Raw genomic sequence first — 17,900 nt, forward strand, 5'->3', positions numbered from 1 at the left:
GCAGACTCCTTGGTCGTGCTCGTGACCGGGGGACCGTGTGCCGGTCGTCCGTCTCCCCAGCCGACCCGCCCCCGAAGTGGGGCCGCCGTAGCCCCGTAGCCGCGGCGGATTCAGGTGACGGGTGAACTGCGGCGGCTCTCGATGAGCTGGTTGACCCGGCCGCGCAGCAGCTTGCCCGACACCGGTTTGTGAACGACGTCGTCGGCGCCGACGAGCCGGGCATGGTCGCGGGTCTGCTCGTCGTCCATCCCGGTGAGCAGCAGCACGGGCGAGTTGCGGAGCCGCTTGATGCGCTTCACCCGTGAACAGATCTCGAATCCGTCCATGTGCGGCATCCGCACGTCAAGCAGCATCGCGTCGGGGGTGTGGGTCTGAAGGTATTCCAGGGCCGCCTTGCCGTCCTGAACCGTGATGATCTCGTGTCCGTCGGCCGCCAGGATGACTTCCAGCATGGTCCGGATCGCCGGTTCATCGTCTGCGACGAGGATCGTGTACGCCATGAACCCATCATAAAGCACCCCCCGCGCCGGATGGGTGCGCGGAGCATGAGCCGCCTGGCAGGCGGGGCAAGTGTGCAGCGCGTCATTTTTCCCACTCCGGGAACGCCGTATAGGCCCCTGTCCGGCGCCCGCCGCGCCGATGCTCTAGGATGCCGCGCATGATCGTGGTGAAGGTCGGCGGGAGCGCCGGAATCGACTATGACGCGGTGTGCGCTGACCTGAGCACCCGCGTGCAGGCCGGCGAGAAGTTCATTCTGGTACACGGCGGCAGCGGCGAGACGAACCGTGTGGCCGAGGCGCTGGGGCACCCGCCCCGTTTCGTGACCAGCCCCAGCGGGTATACCTCACGCTTCACCGACCGCCAGACCCTCGAAATCTTCGAGATGGTGTACTGCGGCAAGATGAACAAGGGGATCGTCGAGCGCCTTCAGCGCCTCGGCGTGAACGCGGTCGGCCTGTCGGGCCTCGACGGCCGCATCTTCGAGGGCCGGCACAAGGACTCGGTGCGCGCCGTCGAGAACGGCAAGGTCAAGGTCCTGCGCGGCGACCACACCGGCACGGTCGAGAAGGTGAACACCGGACTGCTGGAACTGCTCCTGAACGCCGGCTACCTGCCGGTCCTGACGCCGCCCGCCGCGAGCTACGAGGGTGTGGCGATTAACGTGGACGGCGACCGCGCCGCTGCCGCACTGGCCGTGGCCATGAAGGCCGACGCCCTGCTGCTGCTCTCGAACGTGCCGGGCCTGCTGCGCAACTACCCCGACGAGTCCAGCCTGATCCGCGAGATTCCGGCCGCCGACGTGGAGAGCTACCTGGAGTTCGCGCAGGACCGCATGAAGAAGAAGGTGCTGGGCGCCGCCGAGGCGGTCGCGGGCGGTGTGGGGCGCGTGATCTTTGGGGACGCCCGCGCGGGGCAGCCGGTGAGCGCCGCACTCGCGGGCGCCGGCACGGTGGTGAGCTGAGAGGCGACCGGGGGGGACAGCCGCCCGAGCTGTCCCCGACCCTGGGCGCCGCCGATCTTCTGGCATTCTTGCGCCCACGGGGCGGCCAGGAATACCGCGCCGTGACCTGCGCGCAGCGCGGACGGGGCCGGGCGAGTCATCTTCAGGAAACCGGAGCGTACCTGCTGACCCTGCGCGGCGACGATCTGGAGGCGACCGGGCCCAGCGGACAGACCCGCACCCTGAGTGCCGGCCGGTTTCTGGAGATTTTCGGCTCGGCGCTGTTTCTGCCTCCCGAGCCAACCGGCCGCCTGACCGACCTGGGCCCGCTGTTCGGGTAGCCGGGCCTCAGCCTGGCTGTACCGGGCCGTACCTCCCGCACAACACCTCCAGGTGCGCCCGTTCATGGCCCAGCAGCATCCGTGCCAGCGCCCGCACCGTGAATTCCTGGTCGCCCACCACGCCGCGCCGGGTCCAGTCGCCGGGCGACAGGTGGCGCAGCAGTGAGAGGTGCGAGCGCCGCACCGCGCCGAATTCGGCCAGCAGGTCGGGCAGGGCGTAGCGCCCGAAGTCGGCGGAACGCATCCAGTCGTCCTGCTCGAAACCGGGCAGCCGGGCGGGGTCGCCGCGCGCAATGAACAGCAGGCGGCTCCCGAAGACCCGCTCCACGTCGGTCATGTGCCCCAGGACCTGACGCACGGTCCACTTGCCGGGGGCGTAAATGTGGTCCGGCGCGGCCGCATAGGCGTTCAGGGCCGCAGTGGTCACCGCTTCCTGGGTCAGCATGGCCGCCAGCAGGTCGTCTTCGGGCACCAGGGCCACATAGCGGGCATGGAAGGCGCTGTATTCGCCGGGCTGCGGGCGGCTGATCTCGGTCATGCGCCGCAGCATAGGTGAACAGGGCAGGCACCCCACCGGGCTTACCGGGGAGAGGGCCTGCTCCGCGCGAGCAACCGCCTTACTGCCCGTCGTCCTGCGCCGTCTGCGCATTCGGGAAGGCGAAGGCCTTGAGGTTCACAGTGACCTCACGGGTCTGACCGCCGCGCCGCACGGTCAGGCGCACGGAATCGCCGAGTTGCTTGCCCAGGATCGCGCGTTGCAGGTCGCCGCCCTCGGTGACCGGCTGGCCGTCGATGGCCGTGACGACGTCACCGTTGGTGTTCAGCACATCCCCCTGCCCTCCCCCGCTGCGGGAAGTGCCGCGCCCCGTCCCTGCATCTCCGTTCAGCGAGAGGCCGGTGCCGTCGCTCGTGCCGCCCCGCAGACCGGCCGCCGCCGCCGGGCTGTTCGGCAGCACCTCCTGCACGAGGGCACCGGTCGCGGGCAGCCCCGCCTGGGCGCGCTGTTCGCTTGTCAGGCCGCTCAGGTCGGTAAACTGGATGCCCAGGCTGGGCGTCTGGAGAACGCCGCCCTTGCCGGCCTGCAACTTGGGCAGCAGGGTCTTGACCGTGTTCACGGGAATAGCGAAGCCCACGCCTGCACTCTGGCCCGCGCCGCCGGTCAGGATCTGGGTGTTCACGCCGATCACCTGTCCGGCACTGTCGAGCAGTGGGCCGCCGCTGTTGCCGGGGTTGATGGCCGCGTCGGTCTGGATGACCTTCTGGCTCACGCCTTTGGTCCCCACCGGCACCGTGCGCTCCAGACTGCTGATGATGCCCTCGGACACGCTGAAATCGAGATTGAAGGGCGCGCCCATTGCCACGGCCTTGAGGCCCACGTCGAGCTGGTCACTGTTGCCCAGCGGCATGGGCTGCACGGCCCCCGACGGCAGACCCTCGGCGCGGATGAGCGCGAGGTCATAGTCGGGGGCGCGCGCCACAACCCTGGCCTTGTAGGTCTGCTTGCTGCCGTGCAGGCGGATGGTGATGTCGCTGGCGCCCTCGACCACGTGGTTGTTGGTGATGATGTCGCCCTGCGGGTTCACGAAAAACCCGCTGCCGGTGCCGGTCGCCTGCCTGTCGCCCTGCGAACCCCCGTCCGTTCCGTCGCCCAGACCGTCCGGCAGGCCGAAGCCGAACTGCCGTTCGAGCTGGTCGCGCAGATGCGCCTGCGCGCCCCCACTCGCCTTCTCGGTCACGCTGATGTAGACCAGGCCGTTCTGACGCGCCTTGACCACGTCCACCGTGTTCGCCTCGGACTGGGTCCGCGCGCGGCCGTTGTCGTAGGTCGCGGAGGTCGCCGGCGCGGTCTGCGCCAGCGTCTGGACCATCTGGCCCCGGGGGGTGGCGCTCTGAGCCGCCGTCGGCTGCGTGGTCTGGGTCTGGGCCGTCTGGGCAGCGCTGCGTTCGTTGATGCTGTAGCCGACGAAACCGCCGAGGGCGAGCGCGCCGCTCAGGGCCAGCAGGGAGAGGTTCCTGTTCATACCCGCAGTGTGCCCCGACGCGGTTACACGACGGTTAAAAAGACGGGGAAAAAAAGGGGCTGAACCCCGGAGGATTCAGCTCTCTTGTGTGGCCCAGCGTGCGCTGCCGGGCCTGTCTAAAACGTCTGGGCCTGCTTCTGGACTCTACTTCTTGCGCTTGCCACCGCCGCTGGCCGGCTTCTTGCCGCCGCCGCCCGCACCGGGGCCACGCTCCTTGGCGTCGCGCATGAACGAACGCAGCTTGGCCTCGAACTGGGGGCTCTGCCGGCCGATGGCCCGGGGACGCGGAATCTCCTCGGGTTCCTCAAGCAGTTCCTTGATCGAGAGGTCGAGGCGGCCCCGTTCGTCCCGGCCCAGGACCTTGACCTCGACGTTTTCGCCCTCACGCACATGGTCGTGAATGTTCCGGACGAATGAGTGGGCGATCTGCGAGATGTGTACCAGGCCCGTTTCGCCGTTCTCAAATTGTACGAACGCGCCGAAATCGGTCACCCGCGTAACGCGGCCCTCTGCGACCGCGCCCGAATCAAGCTGCACCAAGAGTCTTCTCCTCCAAAGGCATAGGACACACTTTACATCATCCGGCGGCCATGGGGCCACTTCTCTGAGACTTTGGTTAGTATGCCGTCGGCGGCCGGCCCAGCGCGGCGCCGCAGGACGCGGGAAAAGGGTCACAGGCGTATTACACTGGACCTCATGAAGTTGCGCGGCACGCTGGGCGGTCTCAATCTGCTTCTCGAACCCGGAGACACGCCAGAAAGCGTCACCCAGGCCCTGGCGCCCCGCGCCGACATGCTGACCACCAGTGTCACCCTGGAAATTCAGGGCGACACGCACCCCGGCGCCCTCGAAGCGGCCCTGGACGCCGTGCGCGCGGCCGGCGGCACTCCCGGACGGGTGCGTGCCCCGCGCGTGACGGTGGCTGCCCCTGGTCTGCCCCTGCCGGAGCTGGAGACGGCCGCCGAGCCAGTGACGGCGCCGGGCACCCAGACCGTCATCCTGCCGCACAGCATTCGTGCGGGGTTCCGGGGCGAGTACGGCGGCAGTGTGGTCGTGCTGGGCGACGTGAATCCCGGCGCCGAACTGGTCGCGGCCGGCGACGTGATCGTCACGGGAGCGCTGCGCGGCGTGGTTCACGCGGGCTACGGCGGGCGCGAGGACGCCATCGTGTGGGCACGGCCTATCGCCAGCGCCCAGCTGCGCATCGGAGACGCCGTCGCCCGCGCGCCCGAGGGCAGCAGCAACATGCGCCGCATGGAGGGCAGTGAGCGCACCGAGCGGGCCTACCTGCAAGAAGGCCGCATCGTCATCGACGTTCAGCGGTAGCGGCGGCCGGGGTCCACCCATCTCCGGCAGACGGCGTGGGGACCCTGACGGAGAATGTCGGTCCTATCACTGCCTGCTTCCCTGGCGTGGCCCCTATGGCACAGGGTCACGTTTTCGGCGCCCTTGACCACCAGTTCCGTTACCGGCGACAGGACGCCAGCCTGGTGCTCGGTGACGGCAACGAGACGCTGAGTCTGCGCTCCCTCCCGGAAGCCACCCTGCTGCGCGGCCGCGGGTTCCGGTGGGTGAACGAGCAGTCGTTCACCCGCTGAAGGCAGCGAACAGAACAGAAAAAGGGGCGGCCCTCCCCTCTGGGAAAACCGCCCCTGAATCTCCAGTGCCCTGGTCTCAGGCCTGGGGCACTTCGACCATCTCGCTGGCCTCGATGATGTCGCCTTCCATCACGTCGTTCCAGTCGAGATTGATCCCGCACTCGTAGCCGGTCTGCACTTCACGGACATCGTCCTTGAAGCGCTTGAGGCCCACGATGGTCCCCTCGTACACGACCTGCTTGTTGCGGGTGACCTTGGCCCGGGCATTGCGCTTGAACGACCCGTCGGTGATGTACGACCCGGCGATGGTGCCGCTCTTGGGGTGCTTGATGAGCATGCGCACCTCGGCGCGGCCCAGGTACTGCTCCTCGAACACCGGCTCGATGTTGCCCTTGATGAGGCGCTCCACTTCGTCGATCAGTTCGTAGATGATCCGGAAGCTCTTGATGTCGATGCCCTTGTTGTCAGCGATCTTGGTCACGCTGGCGGGGGCCGTCACGCTGAAGCACAGGATGGTCGCTTCGGCGGTGCTGGCGAGCAGCACGTCGCCCTCGGTGGGCGCGCCGATGCCCGCGAGCATCACGTTGAGCTTGACGTCGTCGGTTTCCTTGCGCGCCAGGATGCCCTGGATGGCCTCGACGCTGCCCTGCGAGTCGGCGCGCAGAATCAGGTTGACGGTCCGCACGGTGCCCAGCGGCCCCATCATGTCTTCCAGGGTCAGCTTGCGGCGCTCACGCGAGGCTTCGGTGTCGCGGCGGGTCTGGGCGCGCCCGGCGATCACTTCACGCGCGGCGTGCTCGTTCTTGGCGCTCTGGACCTTCTCGCCGCTCACCGGCACTTCGCTGAAGCCCAGGATCTGCACCGGGGTGCTTGGGCCCGCGTCCTTGATCCGGCCGCCCGCGCTGTCGGTCATGGCCTTGATCTTGCCGTAGTTCTCGCCCACGACCAGGAAGTCCCCGACGTGCAGCGTGCCTTCCTGCACCATCACAGTGGCGAGAACGCCCGCCTGCTTGTCCACGCGGCCCTCGATTACCACGCCCGCGAACTTGCCCTTGGGGTCGGCGCGCAGGTCTTCGAGTTCGGCCGTCAGGCTGATGTATTCCAGCAGGTCCTCGACGCCCTCACCGGTCTTGGCGCTCACCGGCACCACCACGAGGTCGCCGCCGTACTCTTCGGGCACGAGGTTGAGCTGCGTGAGGTCGGTCTTGACGCGGTCGGGATCGGCCTGGGGCAGGTCGACCTTGTTGATCGCCACGATCATGGGTACCTTGGCCGCCTGCGCGTGGGCGATGGCCTCGCGCGTCTGGGGCATCAGGCTGTCATCGGCCGCGATGACGATGATGGCGATGTCGGCCACGTTGGCGCCGCGCGCCCGGATGGTCGTGAAGGCCTCGTGGCCGGGGGTGTCGATGAACACGATCTTGCCCTTGCTCGTCTTGGCCTCGAAGGCCCCGACGTGCTGGGTGATGCCGCCCGCTTCCTTGGCCGCCACCCGCGTCTTGCGGATGTAGTCCAGCAGCGAGGTCTTGCCATGGTCGACGTGACCCATGATGGTCACGACGGGCGCGCGGTGAGGCGCGCCGGCGTCTTCAGACTGCGCCGCTTCGGCCTGAACCGGCTCGGCCGCCGGGGTGCTGGGTGCGGCCTGAGCCTGGGGAGCGGCGGCCGCTCCGTCGTCCTCGCTCGCCGCAGCCGCAGCCGGCTCGGCCGCGTCACCGGCCGTTTCCTCGGCCAGAAGCTGCTTGATGAGTTCGACGGTGTCTTCTTCGATGGTGCTGCTCACGCTCTTGTAGGAGACGCCCAGACCGTCGAGCATTTCCAGCATTTTGTTGTTGTCGACGCCAAGGTCTTTGGCGAGGGTATAAATTCGGACTTTCGACATGCTCACCTCCGGTGAGACGGGCGGGCGCGCTTCAGAGGTGCGGCGCGGCCCAGCCGGGGACTGCTCGGGAGAATTCCAGACTTCAGGGTGTCACGGTTTGAGATAGGAGAGTGTCGCGCCTTCCAGATTGTCGGGCAGCCTGCGGGGTGGCCGGAGCGTCCTCCTGTTCCTGCCTGCGGGCCAGTTCGGCGCACAGCCGCGTGGCCTGGGCCCCGAACGCGCGGCGGAGTTTTTTCTCTTGCCAGCACGCCGGCGAGTCGGCGCACAGGTACGACCCGCGCCCCTGACGCCGCCCGGCCAGCAGTTGCCAGCCCTGCGGCGTGCGCGTGAGGCGCACGAACTCGGGCTGGGGCCGCTTGCGGCGGCACGCGGCACAGGTCCGCTCCGGCACATGCTGTTCGGGCACAGCAGGGCTGGTGACAGGGGAAGGAACAGCAGGGCTCAAGACTCAGTCCCGCAGGTCGTCCGGACTGGCGGTCGCCACCGACTTGCTGTCCTTGAACAGCGCGTCGAAGGCCGACTGGGCGGCGCTGTTTTCGGGCGCGGCCACGCCGTCGTGCATCGCCTGCTGCATTGCGGCGTCGAGGTCGCTGATGGCGGCCGTCTCACGCAGGTCGATCTTGACGTGGGTCAGCTTGGCAGCGAGGCGCACGTTCTGGCCGCCCTTGCCGATCGCCAGCGAGAGCTGATCGGGCGTGACGGTCACGCTGGCCTCGCGGCCCTCGTTGCCCACCTCGATGAGGCCGACCTTGGCGGGCGAGAGCGCGTTGCGGATGAACTCGCGGGGGTTGCCGTCCCACAAGATCACGTCCACGCGCTCGCGGCCGAGTTCACCGGTCACGGCCTGGATGCGGTTGCCACGGTGCCCGATGCACGCGCCGATGGGGTCCACGTTCGAGTTGTGCGAAAACACCGCGACCTTGCTGCGCTGCCCGGCCTCGCGGGCAATCGCCTTGATTTCCACGATGCCGTTGGCAACTTCGGGAATCTCCTGGCGCAGCAGGTAATCAAGCAGACGCTCGTCGGCGCGGCTCGCCAGGATGGTCGGGCCCTTGGGGGTCTTGCGCACTTCTTTGAGGTAGATCTTGACGCGGCTGCCAGGGGTCAGCTTCTCGCCGGGAATCTGCTCGCGGGGGGGCAAGATGGCCTCGCCCGCGCCGAGTTCGACGAACCAGTTGCCCTTGTTGTCGGACCGGACGACCTGAGCGGTGAGCACCTGACCCTCGCGGTCCTTGTACTCGTTGAACACCACGTTGCGCTCGGTCTCGCGCATCTTCTGGGTCAGGGTCTGCTTGGCGGCTTGGAGGGCGATGCGCGAAAACTTCTCGCGGTCCACCGGGAACTCCATCTCCATGCCGATCTCGACGCCGGGGTCGAGTTCGAGGGCGTCGGCGAGCGAGATCTGCATGTGCTCGTCCTCGACCTTCTCGACGACCTCACGCACGACGAGCACTTCGAGTTCGCCGGAATTGGGGTCGAGATGCACTTCGATCCGCTTGTCGGGTTCGACATTGCGGGTGTAGGCCTGCGCGAGCGACTGCTCGAAGGCCTCGATAAGCTGCATCTCGTTGATGTTGCGGGCCTGCGCGACTTCTTTCAGGGCGTCCGCGAAATTGATCTCGGGCTGGGTCATGGTCTGGTTCCTTATAAAGTTGTGGGCGGTGCGGGGGCGGGCACAGACGGGGTCTGCGGGACCGCCTCAGCGCCGCTGTTACCGGTGGCGGTCGGGAAACTCCGCGAGGTTGGCCTGCACGCGGCCGGCCGTGACGGTGACGAGTTCACCGCTCACCTCGAAAGTCACCTGATCGCCGTCCACGGCCCGGATGGGCGCGGTAAAGCTGTGGCCCTCGCCGCGCACACGGGCCCGCAGGCCGATCATGCGCTCGAAGTGCCGGGCCCGCAGCAGCGGGCGCTTGCTGCCGGGCGACTCGAACTCCAGGCGGTACTCGCCTTCGATGGGGTCCACGCGGTCGAACTCGGCCTCGGCGGCGCGGCTGGCCTTCGTGAGGTCTTCCATCGTGACCGGCTGCTCGTCGAGGCGATCGATCCGCACGAGCACGATGAGCTCGCCGCCGGCCGCCTGACGCTGCACCTCCAGCACCTCCAGCCCCATAGGGGTGAGGGCCTGCTGGGCGAGCGAGTGCAATTTGGAGTCTCCGGTATCCGCCGGCGTCGGTTGGACCAGGTCCTGACTGTTGTGCGCTGGGTTGTTATTCATATTGTCCGGGCCGGGCCTGGGGGCAGGCTGGCCGCTTCACCACCTCCTCCACGAAGAAAGGGTGGGCACTGCACCCACCCCCCCTGCGAGGAATTCTGAAAGGCAGTATAGCGTAGGTGGGCTGCTGGACGCCGCCGGCCGTCACAAAGGCCGGCCCGCGACCTGTATGGCATGGGTGCAGGCGGCGCGTGGTCAGCCGGCCTTCATGAACCGTTTGCTATGCTGCGGCGCTTTGAGAGGCCCTCCGGCGTTCACGCGTTTCCTCCGGTTTCCCGGTGGGCGGCTTCGGCCACGCCCGGACGCGGCGAGCGGGGAGCGCGTATGAAGGCCCCCCGGCGGAACCTGGGCCTCTCGCCTACCTGGCAGGCCCGGCTCGCGGCGCTGCCCGGCGCCCTGACCCTGCTGTCGCTGCTGGCGGTGCTGCTGGGCACCCACGTCCCCACGCACGGACCGGAAGCCCGGCCCACCGCCGGCGCGGCGGCCCCAGCGCTGCCGGAACTGCGGCCCGCGCCGCTGCCCCCGGCCCCCGGTTCCCTGCTGGCGAGCGCGCCCCCCGAGGCCCCGTTATCGGTCGGCCGCGTGGAGATCCTCACGGTGCCGGCCCCCCACTGGGCGGCGCCGGTCCGCAAGCCCGACCTACTGGCCCTGGGCCGCCAGCAGACGGACGGCGGTTAGGGCCGGGCCGCCACCTCCCCCATTCCCACACGTCTTTCCCTTTCTCCAAGGAGCTTTTTCCGTGACCTACGGCAACAACCGCAACAACCGCAACAACGGCAGTCGCCGCCCACCCCCCCGGCGCGCGGCGACCACCGGCAAGGCCAACCGCTGGACCGGCCTGCTACTGCTCGTGACCCTGCTCGCCAGCATGCTGTATATCTGGCGCCCCTGGGAACACCGCAATACCCCCTGGAGCCTGTGGAACGACCAGTACCAGTTCATGACGCTGGGCCTCGACCTCAAGGGCGGCCTGCGCATCGAGCTGGCGCCCGAGAGCGGGACCGCCACCCGCGAAGAACTCGACCGGGTCAAGACCGTCATCGAAAACCGCATCAACGCCCTGGGCGTGGCCGAACCGACCGTGAACGTCACGGGCGGGCGGCGCGTGGTCGTCGAGATTCCCGGCGCGACTCCGGCCGTGCAGCAGCGCGCCCGCGAGATCGTGCAGCGCACCGCGCGCCTGGAATTCCGGGTCGTGAACACGGGCGCGCAGCCTGACCCCGCCCTGCAGGCCAGCAACCCGCGCAGCAGCGGCTACACGCTCGCGCAGCTCGGTCCGGTCCTGGCCACGGGTGAGGTCGTCGCGACGGCCACCTCGGGCACCAACCCGCAGACCGGGCAGTGGGTCGTGAACTTCCAGACCACCCCGTCGGGCGCCAACGTCTTCGGGGACTTTACCGGCAAGAACGTGGGCCGACTGATGGCGGTCGTGCTCGACGATCAGATCCAGTCGGTGGCGACCATCAACCAGAAACTCTTCCGCGACATCCAGATCAGCGGCAACTTCTCGGCGGCCGAGGCCAGCCAGCTCGCGCTCGTGCTGCAGTCGGGCGCGCTGCCCATCAAGATCAAGACTGAGGCCGAGCGCGCCATCGGGCCAACGCTGGGGGCCGACGCCATCCGCAGCGGCGCCCTCGCGGCCGTGGTGGGCATCCTGCTCGTGTTCGGCATGCTGTTCTTGTACTACGGCTTCTGGATGGGTCTGGTCGGCGCGCTGGGCCTGCTGTTTTCCAGCATCGTGATTCTGGGCCTGCTGGGCGGGTTCGGCGCCACCATGACCCTGCCAGGCATCGCGGGCCTCGTGCTGACCATCGGCGCGGCTGTAGACGGCAACGTCATTTCCTTCGAGCGCATCAAGGAAGAACTCGGACGCGGGCGCGGCATCAAGAAGGCCATCGAGGCCGGTTACGAGCACTCGACGGCCGCCATCCTGGACGTGAACGCCTCGCACCTCCTCTCGGCGCTGGCGCTCTACAACTACTCGACCGGTCCGGTCAAAGGCTTCGCGCTCACGCTGATGATCGGCGTGATCGCCTCGACCTTCTCGAACCTTGTGTTCGCCAAGTGGTTCCTCCAGTGGCTCTCGGAGCGCCGTCCCGGCCTCAGCGCTCCGAAGCGCATCTCGAACACCAACATCGACTTCATCAAGCCCGCGCCGATCATCACGACGATCAGTGTGCTCATCGCCATCGCGGGCGGCGCGCTGCTCGCCGTGCGCGGCCTGGACTACGGCGTGGACTTCACCTCGGGCACCACGCTGACCGTCAAGACGGACGCGGCGACATCCACCGAGCAGGTGCGCGCGGCGGTCGCGGGCGCCGGCGTGCCGGAGGTGACGGCCCAGAGCGCGGCCATCCAGCGCGACGTGACGCCGGGCCAGAACGGCGCGCAGTACACCGTGAAGGTGCCTGAGCTCACGGCCGCGCAGGCCCAGACGCTGGGCACGGCCATCACCAAGCTCCCCGGCGGTCAGGTGCAGGCCACCGAGACGGTCGGTCCGACGGTCGGCCAGGAACTCACGAGTCAGACGACGCGCGCCGTGATCCTGGGCCTCGCGCTGATCCTGATCTACGTGGGCTTCCGCTTCGACTTCATCATGGGGATGGGCAGCATCGTGGCGGTGCTGCACGACGTGGCCATTGTGATGGGGCTGTACTCGCTGCTGGGGCTCGAATTCACCATCGCCTCGGTGGCGGCGCTGCTCACCCTGATCGGGTATTCGCTCAACGACTCGATCATCGTGTCCGACCGCATCCGCGAGAACCTGCGTGAAATGCGCGGCAGGAGCTACCGCGAGATCGTGAACACGTCCATCAACCAGACGCTGTCGCGCACGGTCATGACGAGCATCAGCACCATGCTGCCGCTCCTGAGCCTGCTCGTCTTCGGCGGGCCGGTGCTGCGCGACTTCAGCCTCGTGCTGCTCATCGGCATCCTGGTGGGCACGTACAGCAGCATCTACATCGTCGCGCCCATCGTCGTGTACTTCGAGGAAGCCCGCGCCCGCCGCAAGAACGGCAGCGCGCCCGCGAAGGCCTGAAGCAGTTCTGACAAGAAGGTCCCCCGGATATCACACCGGGGGACCTTCTTCTTGTCCCTTCTAAGAAGGCATCGGAAGGAACGTGGGCTTGCTCAGAGCGCGCCCTTTCGCCGCTGCCCCTATCATTTCCTCCATGACGTTTTCGGAACTCGATCCGCGCAGCCTGACGGCGCTGGGGCTGGAGGGCGCGCTGGAAGCGGCCTCGGCGCCGCGCGCGACGGCCGAGCTGCTCTCGGGCCTGAGCGCCCACCCCGACGCGCGGGTGCGCGCGCGGGTGGCGGCCCACCCCAACACGCCGCCCGAGGTACTGGGGACGCTGGCCTCCGCCTTCCCGCGAGAGGTGGTAGGCAATCCAGGTGTGCCGCTGCTGCGCCTGGCCCGGCCCGGCTTCCTGAACCTGTTTCCGGCCGAGGGCATGACGGCGCTGCTCGCGCTGCCCGGCGTGCCCGGCTGGGTGCTCGACGGCGCGCTGCGGCACGAGAACTACGACGTGCGCGCGGCGCTGGCGGCCGTACCGGAGCTGCCGGAGGGACGCGTGAGCACCCTCGCGCAGGACGCGGGCTGGCAGGTGCGCGAGGCGGTGGCCAAGCGGGCGCAGCTGCCCGGGCCCCTGCTGCGCCAGCTCGCGGGCGACGACGACTACGATGTGCGCAAGGCGGTGGCCGCCCGCGAGGACCTGCCCGGCGATGTGCTGCGGACCCTGGTGACCGACACGCACGGCATGGTGCGCGCGGGCGCAGCGCGGCGGCTCGACCTGCCGCTGGACTGCCTGTTGACCCTGGCGACCGACGCCGACCCCGACGTGCTCGCCACCCTGGCGCGGCGGCTCGACCTGCCCGGCAACGTGCGCGGCTGGCTGGCGGGGCACGGGGAGGCGCACGTGCGGGCCGCCGCCCTACAGGCGTGGCGGGTGCCGCCGGCGTGGCTGACCCGCGCCGAGAACGACGCCGACCCCGACGTGCGCGCTGCCCTGGCCCGCCGCCCCGACGCCGACGAGGACCTGCTGGCCCGACTGGCCCGCGACGAATCCGAGACGGTGCGCCGCGCCCTGATGGAACGCCCCGAACTGCCCGACGGCGCGGTGGTGGCCCTGGCGAGCGCGCCGGAGCCCGATATCCGTCTGCACGTGGCAAGTGCCGAGAGTCTGCCGGCCGCGGCCCTGGCCCTGCTGCTGAACGATGCCGACCCCAGCGTGCGGACCATTCTCGCTGTGCGCCCCGACCTGAGCGCGCCGGACCGGGCGCGGCTGGCCGCCGACCCCCACGCCGAGGTCCGGCGCGCGGTGGCCTACGCCGACCTGACGCCCGGTAAGGTGCTCGAAGAGCTCGCCGCCGACAGGCACGCCGGGGTGCGCCGCGCCGTGGCGGGCCACCCAGCTCTACCGCCGGGCACCCTGACCCGCCTCGCGGCCGACCCCGACGACGGGGTGCGCCTGCTCGTGGCGGGCCGCACCGACCTGCCCGGCGAGATGCGCGCCGCCCTGACGGCCGACCCCGATCCCAGCGTGCGGGCGGAGGCAAGCGGTGGGGACTGAGCTCGGCCGGGCGGGGCCACCTCTGCCGCCCCCGCCCGGCGGGTGAGTCCTACTGCTGCGGCGTCAGCTCGCGTACACCGTCCAGCGCGGCGACGAAAGCGCGTTCGGTCATGCCCAGGAACAGCCCCGTCTCGATGACCCCGAGTGTGCCCTTGATCCGGCTGCCCAGCTCGGCCGGATCGAACGCCTCCGGCAACTGCGCGTCGAAGATGTAGTTGCCGTTGTCGGTCACATAGGGCTGCGCGCCGGGCTGGCGTAACCGGCCGCCCAGACCCAGGGCGCGCAGGCGATCGATAGTCGAGAGGAAGCCGAAACGGGCGATCTCGACCGGCAGCGGCGCCTTCTCGCCCAGGCGCGTGACGAGCTTGGTGTGATCGGCGATGATGACCAGCCGCCGCGCCTGCACCTCGGTCAGCTTCTCGCGCAGCAGCGCTCCGCCCAGCCCCTTGATGAGGTCGAGCCCCGGCGTGATCTCGTCGGCGCCGTCGATGGCGAGGTCCAGCGGCCGGGGGTCGAGCGGCTCGACCGGAATGCCCAGCGCGCGGGCCAGCGCGTCGCTCGCCTCGCTGGTCGCTACCCCGACCACGCCGCTCAATTCGCCGGCGCTCAGGCGGCGGCCGATTTCCTCAATGGCGTACTTGGCCGTGCTGCCGGTGCCCAGGCCCACGCGCATCCCGTTCTCGACCAGGGCAGCGGCGCGCACGCCGGCGGCCTTCTTCAGGGCTTCGAGGTCGGGCGCTAGGTCAGGCATGGGCGGCGCGGTCCTTGTCGATGGCGGCGGCGACCGCGTCCGCGTGACCCTCCACCTGCACGGCCAGCCACGACTTGACCAGTCGCCCGTCGGGGCCGATCAGGAAGGTCTGGCGCTTGACGCCCTCGCTGACCTTGCCGTACATGTTCTTCGTGCCCCACGCGCCGATGGCCCGGATGTACCCGGCCTCCGGGTCGCTCAGGAGCGGAAAGGGCAGGCTGTACTTCTCGGCAAACTGCCCGTGGCTCGCGGCGTCGTCGCGGCTCAGGCCCAGAATGACCGCGCCGTGGGCCCTGAGGGTGGCCGAGTCGCGGAAGTCGCAGGCCTCCTTCGTGCAGCCGGGCGTGTCGTCCTTGGGGTACACGTACAGGACGACGTACTTGCCGCCGTACTGCCCGAGACGGTGCGTCTGGCCCTCGGCGTCGGGCAGCGCGAAATCGGGAAAAGCCTCGCCGGGCTGGAGACGGGGGGCCGGGCTTTCGGGAGGCCGGTTCTCGGGCGGTTGGGTCATGGGCACAGGGTAACGCGCCGCCCCCCGCCCCATCTCAGGACCGGCCGGCCCGGTGCTCGCGGTACCACTGCGGCTGGGTGCCGTCCAGGTCGGTGACGCCGTACAGCTCGGCCAGCTCGGACACGTCGAGGATGCGGCCAGTGTGCCGCAGCGCGTCCGGGTCGGCGGCCAGCGCGGCGTAGTGGGGCGTCTCCGTGCGGCCGTCCAGCTCGCCGGCTGGGTGCGCGCGCTCCATCAGCTCGGTCCGCATCCAGCCGGGCGCCACGCCGATCACGGGGATGCCGCGTGGGCGCAGCTTGTCGCCCAGGGCGTACACGAACCGGTTCTTGGCCGCCTTGCTCACCTCGTAGGGCAGCCAGCCGGGCGGTTCGTCGGTGTGCCAGGTCGTGCACACGATCCTGCCCTGCCCCGCCGGGCCTATAAGTTCCCGCAGGACACACAGGCTCGTGAGGGAATCGCTGTAGGCCCCGCCCAGCAGCATGTTGCGCAGGACCTCGGGCGGCTCGTCCCAGACCTCGGCGCCGTGCGAAGTCTCCGCCGCGGTAGGGTCGTGCCCGCCCCAGGCATTGTTCACCAGCAGGTCGAGGCGGCCGTAGTCCTGGGCCACGCGCCGGATCAGGGCGCGTACCTGTCCGGGGTCGGTGTGGTCGCAGGCCAACCCGAGCGCCACGCCCCCGCCTCGCGGACCGCCTCGGCCGTCGCCTCGATGGTCAGGTGCTCCAGCCCCGGCTGGGTGGCGCTCCCGCGCGTGCTGCGCGCCATACAGACCACCGTGGCCCCTGCCCGCGCGAGTTCAAGGGCCGTGGCCCGCCCCAATCCCCGCGACGCGCCGGTCACGAGGGCGATCTGCCCGGTCAGGGGAAGTGTCTTTCTCCCAACCTACGCCCTGGCCCGGCCGCGCCCTGGCTCACTTCGGATACAGCACCGCCTGCGTGCAGCGGAACAGGGCCATCAGCCGGCCGCCGGGGCCGCGCACCTCGGCGTCCCAGACCTGGGTGGTACGGCCGGTGTGGACGGGGCGCGCCTCACAGGTCACGGTTCCCTCACGCGCGGTGCCGAGGTGGTTGCTCTTGAGTTCGATGGTCGTGAACCCCTGCGCGCCTTCCGGCAGGTTCAGGCGCGTACCGTAACCGCAGGTCGTGTCGGCCAGCGCGACCACCGACGCCGCGTGCAGGAACCCGTTGGGCGCCATGAGTTCCGGGCGCACGGTCAACTCGCTGCGCAGCAGGCCCGGCTCGGCGTGCGTGAAGCGGATCCCGAGGTAACCCGGCAGGTGCCCGGCGCCGAAGGCCGTCAGGTCGTCGGGGGTGGGCGGCGCAGCGGTCTTGGCAATGTCGGACATGGAGGCAGGGTAGCGTGCCGCGCCTGGGCTGAGCGCCGCTGGGGCCGGCGGCTCAGCGCGGCCAGACACGGTTGGTCCAGTCGGCGGGGTCGGTGGCCTCGCCACGTACACGCATCTCCAGGTGCAGGTGCGGCCCGGCGCTCAGGCCAGTGGTGCCGACCTCGCCGATCTTCTGGCCGCGCGTGACCCGGTCGCCCACGCGCACGTTCAGGCGGCTCTGGTGAAAGTACAGGCTGACCAGCCCCGCTCCGTGGTCGATGACCACCAGGTTGCCACGCACCGGGTACTTGCCGGCCAACACCACCGTGCCGTCGTTGACCGCCAGCACCGGGGTGCCGGTGGGCGCGGGGTAGTCGGTGCCGTAGTGGTAGCTCACCGGCCCCCCCGCCAGATAGGTGCGCGGCTGACCGAAGCTGCTGCTCGTGGCGGCGCGGTTGGCCAGGCCGGGCGCGAAGGGCCGGGTCCAGACCTGGGGGCTGCGCAGCGCATAGGCGTTTTCCACAGCGCGTTCCTCGGCCGCGCGGCCCGCGTCCTGCAACACCCCGCTGATGCGGCTGGGCAGGTTGAGGTGCTGCACCGTCTGGCTCAGGGGCGAAACCGGAATGCGGGCACGAAGCACCTCATCGCCCAGGCGCACCTCATAAACCACGGGCGTCGTCTTGCCCAGCACCACCCGGCCCAGCACACGGTACTCTCCCGCCGCTCCACCGGGCCGCAGGACCTCGGCGGGGCGGCGCACGTCCTCGCCGACCTCGCTCAGAAAGCGCACGGTCGCCTCGGCGGCGCGCGGGCCGCTCAGACGCAGCACGAAGGCGTCACCCATCGTCACCTTCTCAGGCGCGCTGACACTCACGCCATTCAGGCGCGTGCCGGCGGGCGTGGGGGCCAGTTCGGCGGCGCTCAGGCGCGGGGGCAGCGGCGCCTGGGTCACGCCGGGCGCCGTGCTGCGCGTCGAGGGGACGGCCGAGGGCGAGGTGGGGGCGGGGGCCGCCGGCCGGGGCGTGGCCGGGGCGGCCGGGCTGACCTCACCGGAAAGGCGCAGCACTTGGCCGACCGAGATGGTGGTGCCGCTCAGGTTGTTCAGGCGCTGCAACTCCGCGACCCTCACGCCTCCGGCGCGCGCGATGGAGTAGAGCGTGTCGCCGGGCTTGACGGTATAGGCCCCCGCTCCACCGGTCAGGAGGGCGGCGACGAGCAGCAGCGTGCGGCGGTTCATGGCGCCCA

At 69.8% G+C, this 17,900-nt stretch carries 21 protein-coding genes; 7 read left to right on the forward strand and 14 right to left on the reverse strand.

The window, feature by feature from the left end; all coding sequences use genetic code 11:
• Positions 1-110 precede the first annotated feature (110 nt).
• Positions 111-500, reverse strand: a complete 390-nt coding sequence (locus tag ASF71_RS02240) for a PleD family two-component system response regulator (RefSeq protein WP_056294150.1) — start codon at positions 498-500, stop codon at positions 111-113.
• Between the two features lie 158 nt (positions 501-658).
• Here ASF71_RS02240 and ASF71_RS02245 point away from each other — a divergent pair, with 158 nt between their 5' ends.
• On the forward strand, positions 659-1,462 hold the full coding sequence (locus ASF71_RS02245; RefSeq protein ID WP_056295124.1) for a [LysW]-aminoadipate kinase: 804 nt from the start codon (positions 659-661) through the stop codon (positions 1,460-1,462).
• Between the two features lie 68 nt (positions 1,463-1,530).
• Positions 1,531-1,782: a hypothetical protein gene (locus ASF71_RS02250; protein ID WP_235514090.1), complete on the forward strand. Its 252-nt coding sequence runs from the start codon at positions 1,531-1,533 to the stop codon at positions 1,780-1,782.
• 7 nt (positions 1,783-1,789) lie between these two features.
• Here the strand turns inward: ASF71_RS02250 and ASF71_RS02255 are convergent, their stop codons facing one another.
• The 3 genes from ASF71_RS02255 to ASF71_RS02265 all read right to left on the reverse strand — a co-directional run bounded on the left by ASF71_RS02255 (position 1,790) and on the right by ASF71_RS02265 (position 4,343).
• On the reverse strand, positions 1,790-2,320 hold the full coding sequence (locus tag ASF71_RS02255) for a DinB family protein (protein WP_162243068.1): 531 nt from the start codon (positions 2,318-2,320) through the stop codon (positions 1,790-1,792).
• A gap of 79 nt (positions 2,321-2,399) precedes the next feature.
• A complete protein-coding gene (locus ASF71_RS02260; protein WP_056294159.1) occupies positions 2,400-3,803 on the reverse strand; it encodes a S1C family serine protease in 1,404 nt (467 codons plus the stop codon).
• Between the two features lie 144 nt (positions 3,804-3,947).
• Positions 3,948-4,343, reverse strand: coding sequence for a S1 RNA-binding domain-containing protein (locus ASF71_RS02265; RefSeq protein WP_056294164.1), 396 nt, complete (start codon positions 4,341-4,343; stop codon positions 3,948-3,950).
• A 156-nt stretch (positions 4,344-4,499) separates the two neighbouring features.
• Between ASF71_RS02265 and ASF71_RS02270 the strand changes: the two genes are divergently transcribed.
• Positions 4,500-5,129: a septum site-determining protein MinC gene (locus ASF71_RS02270; RefSeq protein ID WP_056294166.1), complete on the forward strand. Its 630-nt coding sequence runs from the start codon at positions 4,500-4,502 to the stop codon at positions 5,127-5,129.
• A gap of 95 nt (positions 5,130-5,224) precedes the next feature.
• Positions 5,225-5,401 carry a hypothetical protein gene (locus tag ASF71_RS23405; RefSeq protein ID WP_156372550.1) on the forward strand — a complete coding sequence of 59 codons (177 nt, stop codon included), beginning with the start codon at positions 5,225-5,227 and terminating at the stop codon, positions 5,399-5,401.
• 76 nt (positions 5,402-5,477) lie between these two features.
• Here the strand turns inward: ASF71_RS23405 and infB are convergent, their stop codons facing one another.
• The 4 genes from infB to rimP form a co-directional block, all read right to left on the reverse strand.
• Positions 5,478-7,283 (reverse strand): translation initiation factor IF-2, encoded by a 1,806-nt coding sequence (infB, locus tag ASF71_RS02275; protein WP_056294169.1) that lies wholly within the window; start codon positions 7,281-7,283, stop codon positions 5,478-5,480.
• Between the two features lie 82 nt (positions 7,284-7,365).
• Positions 7,366-7,689: a YlxR family protein gene (locus ASF71_RS22250; RefSeq protein ID WP_082505319.1), complete on the reverse strand. Its 324-nt coding sequence runs from the start codon at positions 7,687-7,689 to the stop codon at positions 7,366-7,368.
• Between the two features lie 42 nt (positions 7,690-7,731).
• The gene (gene nusA / locus ASF71_RS02280) at positions 7,732-8,916 is read right to left on the reverse strand and encodes a transcription termination factor NusA (protein WP_056294172.1); all 1,185 of its coding nucleotides are present in this window, start codon (positions 8,914-8,916) and stop codon (positions 7,732-7,734) included.
• 78 nt (positions 8,917-8,994) lie between these two features.
• Positions 8,995-9,501 carry a ribosome maturation factor RimP gene (gene rimP, locus ASF71_RS02285; RefSeq protein ID WP_056294175.1) on the reverse strand — a complete coding sequence of 169 codons (507 nt, stop codon included), beginning with the start codon at positions 9,499-9,501 and terminating at the stop codon, positions 8,995-8,997.
• 321 nt (positions 9,502-9,822) lie between these two features.
• On the opposite strand from rimP, the gene ASF71_RS02290 reads away from it, so the two are divergent.
• The 3 genes from ASF71_RS02290 (at position 9,823) to ASF71_RS02300 (ending at position 14,072) form a co-directional block, all read left to right on the forward strand.
• Entirely contained in the window at positions 9,823-10,176 is a 354-nt protein-coding gene (locus tag ASF71_RS02290) for a hypothetical protein (protein WP_056294179.1), read from the forward strand.
• Positions 10,177-10,237: 61 nt separating this feature from the next.
• Positions 10,238-12,538: a protein translocase subunit SecD gene (gene secD, locus ASF71_RS02295; RefSeq protein WP_056294182.1), complete on the forward strand. Its 2,301-nt coding sequence runs from the start codon at positions 10,238-10,240 to the stop codon at positions 12,536-12,538.
• Positions 12,539-12,671: 133 nt separating this feature from the next.
• Positions 12,672-14,072 carry a hypothetical protein gene (locus ASF71_RS02300; protein ID WP_056295128.1) on the forward strand — a complete coding sequence of 467 codons (1,401 nt, stop codon included), beginning with the start codon at positions 12,672-12,674 and terminating at the stop codon, positions 14,070-14,072.
• 49 nt (positions 14,073-14,121) lie between these two features.
• Here ASF71_RS02300 and rpiA read toward each other — a convergent pair whose 3' ends face one another.
• From rpiA to ASF71_RS02330, 6 genes are all read right to left on the reverse strand, one after another.
• Entirely contained in the window at positions 14,122-14,823 is a 702-nt protein-coding gene (gene rpiA / locus ASF71_RS02305; protein ID WP_056294185.1) for a ribose 5-phosphate isomerase A, read from the reverse strand.
• A complete protein-coding gene (locus tag ASF71_RS02310; RefSeq protein ID WP_056295131.1) occupies positions 14,816-15,334 on the reverse strand; it encodes a peroxiredoxin in 519 nt (172 codons plus the stop codon). The genes rpiA and ASF71_RS02310 overlap by 8 nt, the downstream gene beginning before the upstream one ends.
• A 34-nt stretch (positions 15,335-15,368) precedes the next feature.
• Entirely contained in the window at positions 15,369-16,004 is a 636-nt protein-coding gene (locus ASF71_RS02315; protein WP_162243069.1) for an SDR family NAD(P)-dependent oxidoreductase, read from the reverse strand.
• The gene (locus ASF71_RS25505) at positions 15,950-16,171 is read right to left on the reverse strand and encodes an SDR family NAD(P)-dependent oxidoreductase (protein ID WP_056294190.1); all 222 of its coding nucleotides are present in this window, start codon (positions 16,169-16,171) and stop codon (positions 15,950-15,952) included. Before ASF71_RS25505 ends, ASF71_RS02315 begins: the two co-directional genes overlap by 55 nt.
• Before the next feature lie 70 nt (positions 16,172-16,241).
• Positions 16,242-16,676 (reverse strand): PaaI family thioesterase, encoded by a 435-nt coding sequence (locus tag ASF71_RS02325; protein ID WP_056294192.1) that lies wholly within the window; start codon positions 16,674-16,676, stop codon positions 16,242-16,244.
• 52 nt (positions 16,677-16,728) lie between these two features.
• On the reverse strand, positions 16,729-17,892 hold the full coding sequence (locus ASF71_RS02330; protein WP_056294195.1) for a LysM peptidoglycan-binding domain-containing M23 family metallopeptidase: 1,164 nt from the start codon (positions 17,890-17,892) through the stop codon (positions 16,729-16,731).
• Positions 17,893-17,900: the final 8 nt, after the last annotated feature.

It is taken from the genome of Deinococcus sp. Leaf326 (assembly GCF_001424185.1).
GTDB lineage: Bacteria > Deinococcota > Deinococci > Deinococcales > Deinococcaceae > Deinococcus.